Origin of the sequence: Stenotrophomonas sp. SMYL86, assembly GCF_036320025.1 — a bacterium.
Lineage (GTDB): Bacteria > Pseudomonadota > Gammaproteobacteria > Xanthomonadales > Xanthomonadaceae > Stenotrophomonas > Stenotrophomonas maltophilia_A.
Map to the genome: position 1 here is coordinate 30,208 of NZ_JAWIRU010000020.1, position 12,838 is coordinate 43,045.

9 protein-coding genes are annotated in these 12,838 nt (G+C 67.6%); 3 read left to right on the forward strand and 6 right to left on the reverse strand.

All coding sequences use genetic code 11. The features are described from left to right. Positions 1-184: 184 nt before the first annotated feature. The 3 genes from V3B64_RS18155 to V3B64_RS18165 form a co-directional block, all read right to left on the reverse strand. Positions 185-967, reverse strand: a complete 783-nt coding sequence (locus V3B64_RS18155; RefSeq protein WP_329914641.1) for a helix-turn-helix transcriptional regulator — start codon at positions 965-967, stop codon at positions 185-187. A gap of 153 nt (positions 968-1,120) precedes the next feature. Continuing rightward, a protein-coding gene (prfB, locus tag V3B64_RS18160; RefSeq protein ID WP_097048047.1) for a peptide chain release factor 2 occupies positions 1,121-2,246 on the reverse strand; the annotation gives its coding sequence in 2 pieces (ribosomal slippage) (positions 1,121-2,170 and positions 2,172-2,246; 1,125 coding nt in all). 70 nt (positions 2,247-2,316) lie between these two features. Then, positions 2,317-3,219, reverse strand: coding sequence for a LytTR family DNA-binding domain-containing protein (locus tag V3B64_RS18165; RefSeq protein WP_329914642.1), 903 nt, complete (start codon positions 3,217-3,219; stop codon positions 2,317-2,319). Between the two features lie 134 nt (positions 3,220-3,353). On the opposite strand from V3B64_RS18165, the gene V3B64_RS18170 reads away from it, so the two are divergent. Beyond that, positions 3,354-4,562, forward strand: a complete 1,209-nt coding sequence (locus tag V3B64_RS18170; protein WP_329914643.1) for an acyltransferase family protein — start codon at positions 3,354-3,356, stop codon at positions 4,560-4,562. Between the two features lie 119 nt (positions 4,563-4,681). On the opposite strand, the gene V3B64_RS18175 is transcribed toward V3B64_RS18170, so the two are convergent. Then, positions 4,682-7,576, reverse strand: a complete 2,895-nt coding sequence (locus V3B64_RS18175; protein ID WP_329914644.1) for a VIT domain-containing protein — start codon at positions 7,574-7,576, stop codon at positions 4,682-4,684. Between the two features lie 131 nt (positions 7,577-7,707). On the opposite strand from V3B64_RS18175, the gene V3B64_RS18180 reads away from it, so the two are divergent. Next, positions 7,708-8,757, forward strand: coding sequence for a DUF1176 domain-containing protein (locus V3B64_RS18180; protein WP_329914645.1), 1,050 nt, complete (start codon positions 7,708-7,710; stop codon positions 8,755-8,757). Between the two features lie 85 nt (positions 8,758-8,842). Here the strand turns inward: V3B64_RS18180 and recJ are convergent, their stop codons facing one another. After that, positions 8,843-10,600, reverse strand: coding sequence for a single-stranded-DNA-specific exonuclease RecJ (gene recJ / locus V3B64_RS18185; protein ID WP_329914646.1), 1,758 nt, complete (start codon positions 10,598-10,600; stop codon positions 8,843-8,845). 157 nt (positions 10,601-10,757) lie between these two features. Here recJ and V3B64_RS18190 point away from each other — a divergent pair, with 157 nt between their 5' ends. Beyond that, positions 10,758-11,798, forward strand: a complete 1,041-nt coding sequence (locus tag V3B64_RS18190; RefSeq protein ID WP_121503181.1) for a DUF1176 domain-containing protein — start codon at positions 10,758-10,760, stop codon at positions 11,796-11,798. A gap of 111 nt (positions 11,799-11,909) precedes the next feature. On the opposite strand, the gene V3B64_RS18195 is transcribed toward V3B64_RS18190, so the two are convergent. Continuing rightward, positions 11,910-12,773 (reverse strand): phosphoglycerate mutase, encoded by an 864-nt coding sequence (locus V3B64_RS18195; protein WP_329914663.1) that lies wholly within the window; start codon positions 12,771-12,773, stop codon positions 11,910-11,912. Positions 12,774-12,838 lie beyond the last annotated feature (65 nt).

A 12,838-nucleotide genomic window follows, 5' to 3' on the forward strand; every position in this document is an offset into this window, starting at 1 on the left:
GGGGGGGGGGCGCCCCCCCCCGCCCCCCGCCCCCCCCCCCCCCCCCCGCCCCCCCCCCCCCCCCCCCCCCCCCCCCCCCCCCCCCCCCCCCCGCCAACCCACGGATAGCTCGCTGTTGCTGTTGCTGTTGCCGTTGCTTCGGCTTGAAGCAGGTGCAGGGCTGCAAGCCCTGCCGAACAACCCCCTACCTACGCGGCAGGTAGGTAACCAGTGACAGGTCGTGCCGGCTCTCCGGCACCAGCGCCACGTACTGCAGGTCCAGCAACCCGCGCGTGGGGTGATTCAGCTTCTTCGCACCTTCGTCGAACCGGCGCACGTCGTGCTCCGGCCACCACTGGCGGAACTCCTCGCTGTGCCCAGCGATGTCCTCGGCCAGCGCCAGGAACGGGGCCTTGTCCGGCGCCTGCGCCATCGCCGCGCGGAAGCCTGCCAGCAGGCCGCGGGTCATTTCTTCCCAGTTGAGGATCAGCGTGCGGTACGGCGGATACAGGAACATCAGCCGCAGCGTGTTGCGCTCGTGCGGCGCCAGCTGGCTGTAATCCACGAACAGCTCGGCGATGGCCGGGTTCCAGGCCAGGATGTCGTAGCGGGTATTGCGTACGTAGGCCGGGATCGGCTGCATGGCCTCGACCAGCTGGCGCAGGCCGTCGGTCACTGTCTCGTCGGGAGATTCCAGTGGCACACCGTAGCCGGACAGCGCGAACGCATAGGCACGCTCGTCGTCGCTCATGCGCAGTACCTGCGCCAGGCGTTCAAGGACCTCCGGCGAAGCGCGCACTTCGCGGCCCTGTTCGATCCAGGTGTACCAGCTGACGCTGACCCCGATCGCCAGCGCCACTTCCTCACGCTTCAGGCCCGGGGTACGCCGACGCCCTGCCGGGAGGCCGAGCGTGGCGGGGTCGACACGGGCACGGCAGGCCTTGAGGAAGCCGCCGAGTTCCTTGCGTTCACTTTCGCTGCGCATCATCGCCACCGCCATACCCGTTGTAGCGTCGAGCCATGCTCGACGCATCTGCCACCGCGCGAACAGCAACCGAGCATGGCTCGGCTCTACAAAAAACCGGTTCAACCACCCTCGGCGTTGCGCACGAGAGTGACGATATCCGCGCAGGCGCGTCGATCAGGCATCGACGCGCTTGGAGCCCACGGCCAGGCCGGCCTTCAGGCTGGCTTCGACGAACTCGTCCAGGTCGCCGTCGAGCACCTTCTGCGTATCCGAACGCTCGATGCCAGTACGCAGGTCCTTGATACGGCTCTGGTCGAGCACGTAGTTACGGATCTGGCTGCCCCAGCCGATGTCGGACTTGGTGGCTTCCACGGCGTCCTTTTCGGCGTTGCGCTTCTGGATCTCCAGCTCATACAGCTTGGCGGCCAGCATCTTCATCGCGTTGTCGCGGTTCTGGTGCTGGCTGCGGCCGGTCTGGCAGGCCACGACGATATTGGTCGGGATGTGGGTGATTCGCACCGCCGACTCGGTCTTGTTCACGTGCTGGCCACCGGCACCGGACGAGCGGTACACGTCGGTACGCAGGTCGGCCGGGTTGATGGTGATGTCGATGTTGTCGTCGATTTCCGGCGACACGAACACCGAGGTGAAGCTGGTGTGGCGTCGGTTGTCCGAGTCGAACGGCGACTTGCGCACCAGGCGGTGCACGCCGGTCTCGGTCTTCAGCCAGCCGTAGGCATAGTCGCCTTCCACGCGCAGCGTGGCCGACTTGATGCCGGCGACGTCGCCACCGGAGACTTCCATCAGCTCGGTCTTCCAGCCGCGCGATTCACACCAGCGCAGGTACATGCGCAGCAGGATCTCGGCCCAGTCCTGGGCTTCGGTGCCACCGGCACCGGCCTGGATGTCGACGAAGGCGGCAGCATTGTCCATCTCGCCGGAGAACATGCGCTGGAACTCCAGCTTCTCGACGTGCGACTGGTGCTTGTCCAGGTCAGCGACCACGGCCAGCGCGGTGTCCTCGTCCTGCTCGGACTCAGCCAGCTCAAGCAGTTCGGTGGCATCAGCCAGGCCGTCCAGCACCGAGGCGATGCCGCCCACGGTCTTTTCCAGGCTGGAACGCTCGCGGCCCAGGTTCTGGGCGTATTCGGCGTTGTTCCAGACGTCGGGGCTTTCCAGCTCCCGCGTTACTTCTTCAAGACGCTCTTTCTTGGCGTCGTAGTCAAAGATACCCCCGAAGCGACAGCACGCGATCGGTCAGATCGGTGATGCGCTGGCGGACAGGATTCAGTTCGATCATGTCGGCGGTTATGCATTCAAAAGATGACTGGTAATGATACCGCAGGCCGGGGATGCCCGGAATGAGGGCCTCACCCTGCCCCCAGCGCCTGCCGCAGCAGCGGTAGCTGGCGCCGGCTGCAGGGCACCTTCGCCCCGTCGGCCATGTGCAGCAGGGCCTCGCCGCCGTCCAGCGGCTCGATCGAGCGCAGCTGGCCCCGATGGATCAGCCAGCTGCGGTGCGGGCGCAGGAACTCGCCCGGATCCAGCCGCTGCTCCAGCACCGCCATGGTGATCCGCAGCGGGTAGTCGTGGCCGCGTACCCGCAGATTCACGTAGTTCCCCGCCGCCTGGGCGTACTCCACGTCGGCGGTGGCGACCAGGAACTCCTTGCCCAGCTTGCGCACCAGGAAGTGCTGGGGGCGCTCGACCGGCTCCACCGGCGGGCCGACATCGGGCTCGGCCAGCAGGTGCGCCTCACCCTGCCGCTGGCGGCCGAACCAGGCCACGGCGTGCACGGCAATCACCAGCAGGCTGTAGGTCTGCACGTCCTTGAAGAACTCGTAGAACCACTGCGCCGGCCAGGCGCCATAGGTGTAGTGCTGGCCAATCAGGGCGAAGGCCAGCTTGCGCATCAGCACCATGGCACTGACATGCAACAGCCACCAGGCAACGCCACCCAGCACGTAGAGGCCGATCCGGCGCCGCCAGGTGTCTGCATGCAACGGCCAGCGGTGAGCGGCGGCATGCAGAAGTGCCAGCAGGCCCAGGCTGGCAAGCGCACTGCTGAACTCCTCGATCGAAGCCGCAAGGCCCGGGAATGGCTGGGCGTCCCGCAATGCCCGCATCCACTGCGCCAGCACATTGCCCGCAGCGGTACACAGGAACAGCAGCGACCAGAACACTGCAGCCATGCCCGCGCGGTTGGGACGATCTGCAACAAGGGCGGGATCGACCGCCGGATCTCCATTTTCCATGCCGCCATTGTTGCCCATCCGACCCTTCCCGCATCGGCCATTGGTCCCAATAACCCCTCCATTGGACCCTGCAAGGCTGCCGCTGCACCCTATCCGCTGGCGACGCTGAGCCTTGCGGCGGAAGGTGAAGCATCCTCCTGACGCCCATTGCCATGCACCGTCGCCACGATCTGGACACCCTGCGCATCGCCGCCTTCGCGTTGCTGATCCTCTACCACGCCGCCATGGCCTATGTGGCCGGCTGGGACTTCCACCTCAAGAGCGCCTACACCGCCGAATGGCTGCAGTGGCCGATGATCGCGCTGAACCGCTGGCGCATGCCGCTGCTGTTTGCCATCAGTGGTATCGCCTTGGGCCTTTCCCTGCCAGACCACGGGCGACTGCAGCACACGCTCCGCCGTAGCTGGCGCCTGCTGCTGCCCCTGGTCTTCGGTATCGTCGCGGTGGTGTCCCTGCAGGCCTACTGCGAGGCCTTGGACAAGGGTGACGTGGCACCGGGGCTGGGCCATTTCCTATGGCGCTACTGGCAGTTCCGGCCGTGGCCGGGCGCGCACTTCAGTGGTGCCGCCTACGGCTTCACCTGGAATCATCTCTGGTACCTGGCCTACCTTCTGTCCTACACGGTGCTGGCGGTCGTGCTGGCCAGCCTGCTCCGACCATTGCGCAGGGCGCTGCCGCGCTGGCAACCCGGTGATCGCCTGCTGGGCACCCTGCTGCTGGCGCTGCCGGTAGCCTGGCTGGCCTGGTCCCTGCTGGTACTGATGCCGCGTTGGCCACCCACCCATGCCCTGCTGGACGACGTGTATGTGCATGCCGAGTCGCTGCCACTGTTCCTCGGCGGCTTCCTGGCGGCACGCTGGCAGCGCGGCTGGGATCTGCTGGTGCGCGGGCGTCGCCTGACCCTGGCCCTGGCGGTGCTGGGGCTCTGCCTGGAGCTGGGCATCCGCGCGCTGGCGCGCCTGCCGCATGTGAGCGATCTGGATGCGTGGGTGCTGGCACTGCCGTGGGCCCAGACCGAACGCGTCGGCCGCGCGTTGTATACGTGGTGCATGCTGCTGACCCTGTTCGGCTGGGCGCGCGTGTTGCTGGACCGTCCCTGGCACGGTCTGAACTACTGCCGCGAAGCCGTGTTCAGTTGGTACATCCTGCATCAGACTGTGCTGATCGTTCTGCTGTACGCGCTGCGCCCGCTGCAGCTGGGCCCGTGGCTGGAACCTGTACTACTGGTGGCTGGCACGATAAGCGGCTGCCTGCTGATCCACGAACTGCTGATCCGACGCTCGCGTTGGCTGCGGCCGCTGTTCGGCCTCCGTGCCGATCCGCCAGCGTCGCCGATTGCACGCGCCGCAACGGCGCGCTGAGTTCGGTGCCGTTGTAAAGCCGAGCCCGCGCTCGGCTGCTTCTGCCGTGAGCCGAGCATGGGCTCGGCTCCACCTTGAGGCAGTCGAGCAAGCCCGACTCTACAAAAGCCCGCGATCGATCATTTCACCTCGAACTCGCCCACAAGCACGGTTTCAGCGCGATCCTTCAATCGCATCGTCACCATCTGGTCCTTCTGCTTCGGCGTGCCCCAGTGCGTGGTCAGCCGCAGCATCAGGGTCGTCGCACCGGTCACCAGCTGCTGGCGGCTGCCGAAGTAGTTGGCCTCCACCTTGTACTTGCCCGGCTTGGCGTTGCGCAGCGAGAACTGCTCGGGACCATAGCCACCAGTGAAGTCCTGCGACATCTGCCCACCCTGATAGGTCAGGCGGTTGCCGTAGTACGCGCGCTCGCCGTTCGGGTCGGTCACCCAGAGGTCCATGTCGCTGTTGTCGGCATCCCACGACAACACCACGCGCAGGTCCAGCGGCATCGCCTGCAGCAAGCGCGGGTCGATGCGGCGGGTATCCAGCCGTGTCGTGCTGCGTGCCACCAGGTTGGTCAACTCGTCCAATGCGATCAGGGCGATGCCGTCGAAGCGGTTGTCCCACGGCCGCACCACCACCTGGTACAGCGGCGCCAACGCCTGCTGCGGCTTGCCCGCAGCCGCCAGTGCCAGGCCAAGATCGCGGAAGCTCTGCGGTTCTTCCTGGCCCATCGCCAGCACCTGCTCGAACACCGGCACCGCCAGTGCCGGGGCATCGGCCTGCATCAGCCGGTAGCCGAGCACACGCAACAGGTGGCGGTTGTCCAGGTCCATCTCGGCCAGGTTCGACAGCACGCGCAATGCCAGTTCGCGCTGGCCCTGCTCCAGCAGCAGGTCGGCCACGTCGAGGAAGAACGCACTGCTGTCGGCGTGTGCATCGCGCTCGGCCAGGTAGCGGTCATACAGTTGCGACGCCGGGCCCTGGCGCAGCCGCCGGGCGATGGCCGAGTCCGGCTGCCAGGCCGCCAGCTGGATGCCGAGCTCGCCCTCGTTGGCGGCAGCGGGCGCAGCGACACGACCACCAGTGACCGTGATTGAATCCAGGGCCTTGTTCGATGCGGACGCTGAGCGACGTGCACGCGCGCTGCTGGCTTCCATGCGTTGCTCGGCGGCGGCCATCGGTGCCGCGGGGGCCGGCGCAGCGAGCATCGCCACCGGCGCCGAGTCCATCGCGTAGTCCGCGGATGCAACTTCCAGCGCCCCGCCCTTCAACTGCGGAGGCGCTCCCTTCGGCCAGCTGCGGTTCCACCACTGCTGGCGCTCCTTCCAACGTGCGGCAACCTGGTCCAGGCGCTGGCGATCGGCAGCGGCGCGATCGCTCACCTGCCGTGCGAAGCGGGCATCGTACTCGGCGCGCAGTTTGCCGGACGGGCGGATCGCGTAGCGCAGGTAGTCCTCCAGGGTCTCCAGCACGATCAGCGAGGTGTCCGGTCCGACCAGGCCGAACTGCTGCGACAGCAGCTGCATTGCCTCGCGGTTGCCTCGGCGGTCGGCGCCGAGTTGCTGCAGACGGGCCTGCGCCCACAAGCCGGCCAGCAGCTCACCATCGTCACTCTTCTGCGTTGCCGGCAGCGCCTGCCATTCACCACCGCCCAAGCGCACCCGCATCGGCACGCCGTCGGCCGCCAGTCGTGCATGCAGCCACAGCCAGCCTTCGGCCTCGCTGCGACGATCGATCACAACATCCTGTACGCCACGGCCCGCATCCACCTGCACGTCCAACGGCGACGACAGCAGTTCCCGCGCAGCCGCATCAACATCCTTGCCCAGCGTGACGAAGCGTCCGCCACGGGTTTCGCTCCAGCCGCGCAGGCGCACTGCATCGGTTCGCGCACCAGCACTGCTGACCGCGAACAGGCGCTGCTGCGGTGCGAGTGCTGGCAATGCTTCCGGTCCATAGGTCAGCAGGCCATCGCTGACCAGCAGGTATTCCTTCACGCTCGGTTGCGGCTGCCACTGCGCCAGCGCGCTGGCACCGTCCGGGCGTACGGCCTGCAGTGCTGCACGCAGCTCGCTCCAGTTGCCCGCACGGACACGGAAGCGACGCACCGGTTCGGCGCGGTCGCGCAGCACGGTCAACGCCACGGTGCCGTCACCCATCGAGGCGAAATAGCGATCCAGCAAGGCGAACTCACGTGTGCGGTCGCGCTGGCCCGCCGAACCGGAGCCATCCCACAGCAGGCCGATCTCGCTGGGCAACGTGCGGGGCGTGCTGCTGGGCGACACCGGCAGCTGCGCCAACAGGTAGTGCCCGTCCTGCCAGGGCGCCACTTGGACCTGCGCCTGACGTGCTGCGGGCAGGCTCCACTGCAGCTGCGACGGCAACTGCGCGCCCTTTCCCTGCCAGTGCAGCTGGCCCGCGCTGATGCGGAATGGCGCCGTACCCGCGGCGGTCGCGCCGGGGGCCTGCAGCTTCAGTTCAACCGAGGCTGCACCGGCGGCGAACTGCAGCGGCAGCGTCCACTGCCAGCCCTGGCCAGCGAAGGCCAGCGGTTCGCGAATCACCAGCTGCACGCGCCGGTTGCCGCCGGCCGGCAGCGGATAGATACGCAGGCGGAACTGGTTGCCGGCGGTCTGTTCCAGCAGGCCCGGGTCGACACCGCGGCGGGCGATTTCCTCGAATACCTGGCGGCCACGGTCCTTGGGCACCGGCACGGCGTCACGCAGTTCACCGTTGATGTCCAGCGCGAAGCCCGTGATCTGCTGGCCATCGGCCAGCGGGAACTGCAGCTCGCCCTCCAGCACGCGTCGGTTCGGGTTGTGGAATTCGAGGGTGATCCTGGTCTGGGCGATGCCGGCATGGACCTCGCCTTCGATGCGGGCACGCTGCAGCTGCACCGGCTGTTCGGCGGCGGGCGCGATCAACAGCGGGGTGGTGGCTTGCGGCCTGGCAATACGTGGCGACTGAGCGCCGACAGGCCCAGCCGCGAGGGCCAGCAACAACACAGCGCAGCAACGGACGAAGACCATGACAGGGCTCCAGAGGGATCGTGGACGTTTGAACGCACGGACAGCCGGAATGGGGTTGGACCGTGCTCGGCTTTTCTTTGCCCCCATCCACAGGCACCATGCCCCACGCTCCCACACGCGCAAGGATGCCGATGCGATTGCCCCTGCTGGCCACTCTGTTGGCACTGGCCTGCCCCCTGACGGCCCTTGCTGCGGCTCCGGCCAAGAGTCTGTATTTCCAGCACCACGACTGGGTCGTGGCCTGTGACAACACCTTGACCTGCCGCGCCGCCGGCTACGCCACCGACGATGGCAGCACCCTGAGTGTGCTGCTCACCCGCAAGGGCGGCCCGGATCAGGCCATCCAGGGCCGCCTGACGCTGCAGCCGGAAGAAGGCCAGACCCAGCCCAAGGGCGCGCTGCATCTGCGCATCCAGCGCCAGGACCTGGGCGTACTGGCTCCCGTGAAGGGCGAAGGCACGCACAGCTTGAATGCCGCGCAGACCAGCGCACTGTTGTCCGCACTGGTACGCGATGGAGGGATCAGCGTGACCGATGACGCTGGCCATCGCTGGCCGCTGTCGGACAAGGGTGCCGCAGCGGTACTGCTGAAGATCGATGAGTACCAGGGCCGCCTCGGCACGCCCAGCGCCGTGATGCGCAGGGGCAGCACGCCTGAGTCCGGCGTTCCCGCCGCACTGCCGGTGCCGGTTGTGCGCAAGGCCGCAACCCTGGACTCAACTCCGGATGATCCCACGTTTGCTCGGCTGGCCGCCTCACCCGCCCTGCGCGCAGCACTGCGTGCCACGCTGGAGGACGACAGCTGCGAAGGCCTGCAGGAAACTGATGCCGACGTTCCGCTCAGCAACTCCCCACTGCAGGTCCAGCGCCTGGACGCGCAGCATGTGCTGGTCAAGGTCCCGTGTTGGCACGGGGCCTACAACATCGGCGATGGCTATTGGGTCGCGCGCCCGCAGGCGCCGTTCCAGGCGCAATGGGTGACCAGCGATGCGATCGACTACGCCGACGGCCAGATCATTGCCGCGCAGAAGGGCCGCGGCCTCGCTGACTGCATTTCGCACGCAGCCTGGACGTGGGACGGGACGAACTTCATCGCGACGTCCGAGGTGGCACCGGGTCTATGCCGGGGCGTGCCCGGTGGCACCTGGGAACTGCCGATGCTGGTCAGCGAGGTCCGCTGACGCCACAGAAAAAGGGGACGGAGGGGATTAAGTCGCAAGTGGCAAACAAGGCACAAGCGACTTAATCCCCTCCGTCCCCTTATTCTCATGCAGGCAGGCAGTGCTCGACGATCAGTTGGATGGCGCTGCCGCCGCGATAGTCGTCGCAGGCCAGTCGATAGGCCAGATGCACATGACGGCCGGGTGCGTTGCCGTGCCAGCCGCCGAAATGGATCGCATTGATCGTGCCAGGCACGCCCGGCAGGCGCAGTTCCAGCTTCAGGTGGCGCTCCTTCAGTACGCGCCAGTTGGCCACTTCGAAGTGGCCATCGAACAGCGGTTCGGGGAAGCCCTGACCCCACGGTCCGGCCAACCGCAGGGCATCGGCGTGGCGATGATCCAGCTCATCTGCGGCCAGTTCGCCATCGCTCAGCACCTGCTGCTGCAGTGCCGCCGGGTCGAGCATTTCCAGCACCACGGCGACGAAGGCGGCCTTGAAGTCATCGACGTGATCCAGCCGCAGGCTGAGGCCGGCCGCCATGGCGTGACCACCGAAACGTTCGATCAGACCCGGATGCCGCGCATCGACCAGCGCCAGAGCGTCACGGATGTGCAGGCCGGGAATTGAGCGGGCGGAGCCACGCAGGGTGTCGGCGCCGGGTTCGGCCGGCGCGAAGGCGATCACCGGGCGATGCAGGCGGTCCTTCATCTTCGACGCGACCAGGCCGACCACGCCGGGATGCCAGTCGGCGTCGAACAGGCAGGCCGCGACCGGCCTTTGCCCGGCCATGTCCAGCACCACGCGGGTCAAGGCCTGCTCGGCGTCGTCGGTCATCGACTGCTGCACGGCGCGGCGTTCCGAATTGATCTGTTCCAGCGTCTGCGCGATCTCGCGCGCCTGGCGCGGGTCTTCGGTCAGCAGCAGCGCGATGCCCAGCGCCATGTCTTCCAGCCGGCCCGCCGCGTTCAGGCGCGGGCCGAGTGCGAAGCCGATATCGGTGGCGGTCAGTCGCGCGGCATCACGGCCACTGGCTTCGATCAGCGCACGCAGGCCGACACAGCCCTGCCCTGCGCGTAGACGGCGTAGGCCCGCACTGACCAGCGCACGGTTGTTCGGATCCAGTGCCACCAGGTCGGCAACGGTGCCGACCGCCACCAGGTCCAGCAGCGTGGTCAGGTCCGGCCCCTTGCCATCGGCAAAGACGCCGGCCTCGCGCATCTGCCGGCGCAGCGCCATCAGCACGTAGAAGATCACGCCGACACCGGCCAACGACTTGCTGGGGAAGGCGTCGCCGTCCAGATTCGGATCAACGATCACGTCAGCCGGCGGCAGCTGCGGGCCCGGCAGATGGTGATCGGTGACGAGCACCTGCCAGCCACGCGCCTTGGCCGCGGTCACGCCCGCGTGGCAGGCAATGCCGTGATCGACCGTGACCAGCAGGTCCGGCTGTAGCGCGACCAGCTCCTCCACCAGTGAAGGTGACAGGCCATAGCCGTGCACCATGCGGTTCGGCACCGCGTGGAAAACATGCTGCGCGCCGAGCATGCGCAGGCCGCGCACACCGACCGCACAGGCGGTAGCACCATCGCAGTCGAAATCGCCGACCACCAGGATGCGCTTATCGTTGGCGATGGCCTCGACCAGAAGGCCCACTGCATCGTCGATGCCGGTCAGCAGCTCGGGCGCATGCAGGCTGCCCAGCTTCGGCAGCGCCAGTTCGGGTGTGCCTGCACCACGACTGGCGTAAAGCCGCGCCAGCAGCGGCAGCGTGCCCTCCGGCCAGCTGCCGGGCGCGACCGCATCGCGGCGGCGGATCGTCGGCGTATCAGAGGAGGAATGCGCAGCATCGGCGGCAAGGGACATCGGCATCGCCGGGTTACGGAAGACCCGCACATCATAGCGTGCGACCTCCGCCCCAGTCGGCTGCCTCTGCGGACGCAGGTCTCTGACTCTTGACAGAGCAGTTGGTTTTCGCGGGCGCATCTTCCATGCTTGCCTGCCCTGCAACGGACATCTTCCAATGCTTCGCACTCTGCAGACCGCGCTGTTGGCGCTCGTCGTGGCCCCGGCCGCTTACGCCGCCACACCTGAGCCCAAGGCGGGGGTCGAATTCGAGCACAACGACTGGTCGCTGGCCTGTGACAACACCCGCACCTGCCGCGCGGCTGGATACAGCCCGCAAGCTGCAGGTAACCTGCTCAGTCTGATGCTGGAACGCGCAGGTGGTCCGGGCACGAAGGTGTTCGCACGGCTGCGCAATGGCGAGGACGGTGTAAGCCCAACGCCAACCGGAGCGCTGCGCCTGCGCCTGAACGGCAAGCACCTGGGCCCGGTGCGCGACACGGGCGACGGGGACAAAGAGTTGTTGCAGCAGGCACAGACCGATGCACTGGTCGCCGCACTGCCCCGCCAGGCACGCATCGAGATCATCGACGGCAAGGGCAAGGTCTGGCCGATCTCCGACAGCGGTGCAGCGGCCGTACTGCTGAAAATGGACGAGGCACAGGGCCGGCTGGGCACGCCGGGTGCGCTGGTGCGACGCGGCCACAAGGCCGAAGCGAACGTGCCTGCGGCATTGCCGGTGCCGGTGATCATGCGCGGCACGCTGGTGGAACCGCGCGCCGCGGACGCGGCGCTGGCGAAAGCACCGGGCCTGCGCAAGGCGTTGATCGGCAGCTTGCCGAAGCCGGATGTGTGCGGTCGCCTGAGCGATGGGGGGAAAGATGAGATCGAGATCCAGCGACTGGACGCCCAGCATGTGCTGGCAAGCACCAGCTGCTTCGTGGGGCCCTACAACATGAGCAACGGCTACTGGGTGGTGCGAGACAAATCGCCGTACCAGGCGGCCTTTGTCACCGACCTGGCCGAAGATTTTGACCGCGATGACGCTACGTTGCGAGGCCGTTTCCGGGGCCGCGGTGTCGGCGATTGCATCTCCGCAAATGACTGGGTCTGGGACGGCGAGCGCTTCGTGAAGAGCAGCGATTTCACGACGGGCCAGTGTCGCAATATGCTCGGCGGGCACTGGACGCTGCCGACGGTGGTCAGCGAGGTTCGTTGATGCCGGCAGGGCTTCGCCCGTTACCTGCGCTAGTGCCGGCCGCTGGCCGGCAACCCCGGCAAACGTCCAGGGTCAGAGCCGTTTTCCCATGGAAAACGGATCTGACCCCGCTCAATCGTGAAGCTGCCGCGGCTTCTTCCAGAACTGCCAGCGCTGGCCACGATCCAGCTGGAACTGCAGGCCATCCTCGAAATCCAGCACCAGCCGCTGCAGCTCGCCACGTTTCAGCGCGGCCAGCAGCGGACGGATCGCATCATTGCCGAGCTGCTGCAAAGAGCGCAGCTGGCGCAGGTCGACCAGTGCATCCACCGCCTGCTCGCCATCCACGGCCACGCCCGCCGCCAGAGCCAGGCCCTGCAGCAGGGCATCACGACTGCGCACCTGCGCATGCGCCGTGCTGACCGACACTGGCATCACGCCACCGCCCCAGAACCACAGCGAATTGATCGGCTGTTGTCCCTGCGCGGCGCGCTGCTGGTTCCAGGAATGGTTGTGCAGCAGCACCTGCGCTTCGGTCATGAGCGCCCGCCAGCGGCGGCCACCCTCGCCTTCCGGCAGGTGCGAGAACAGGTCATCGCCCAGCACCTCGTCCGGACTGTCGAAGTCCGGCAGGGCCAGGTCGATCGGAAGCCGCAGGTACCAGCGCGAGGGATCGGGCGCGTCGAGCACGAACCCGGCATCGGCGAACAACGGCTGCAGCACCGGCAGCAGGGCCAGGCTGTCGGCCAGCGTCGGCCGCAGTGTTTCGCCATAGGCCATCATCCGCGCACCGTGCATGTCCGGCACCATGCAGGCCGGATCGGCACGCAGCCAGCACGCGCCGGCAGCATCGCCGACGTCACGCTGGCGGGTCAACGCGGCCACCGGCCAGTGCGGCGCGGCAACCGTGAAGTGGCGCGTCAGCTGCGCGCGTTCGCCCGGCGCGACCTGCACCGCCGTGGCGCGGCCGAGCGCACGCGCCACATCGTCAGGCAGCGCAGCCGCGGCAAAGCGGCGGCGCGCCGGGCACCGCCGGGGTGCCGGTGCCCCAGGGGGCGTCC

Bases quoted from the DNA above. Each gene is read 5' to 3' on its own strand.
- V3B64_RS18155 (WP_329914641.1), bottom strand. From the start codon at position 967: ATGATGCGCAGCGAAAGTGAACGCAAGGAACTCGGCGGCTTCCTCAAG.
- V3B64_RS18165 (WP_329914642.1), bottom strand. From the start codon at position 3,219: ATGGGCAACAATGGCGGCATGGAAAATGGAGATCCGGCGGTCGATCCC.
- V3B64_RS18170 (WP_329914643.1), top strand. From the start codon at position 3,354: ATGCACCGTCGCCACGATCTGGACACCCTGCGCATCGCCGCCTTCGCG.
- V3B64_RS18175 (WP_329914644.1), bottom strand. From the start codon at position 7,576: ATGGTCTTCGTCCGTTGCTGCGCTGTGTTGTTGCTGGCCCTCGCGGCT.
- V3B64_RS18180 (WP_329914645.1), top strand. From the start codon at position 7,708: ATGCGATTGCCCCTGCTGGCCACTCTGTTGGCACTGGCCTGCCCCCTG.
- recJ (WP_329914646.1), bottom strand. From the start codon at position 10,600: ATGTCCCTTGCCGCCGATGCTGCGCATTCCTCCTCTGATACGCCGACG.
- V3B64_RS18190 (WP_121503181.1), top strand. From the start codon at position 10,758: ATGCTTCGCACTCTGCAGACCGCGCTGTTGGCGCTCGTCGTGGCCCCG.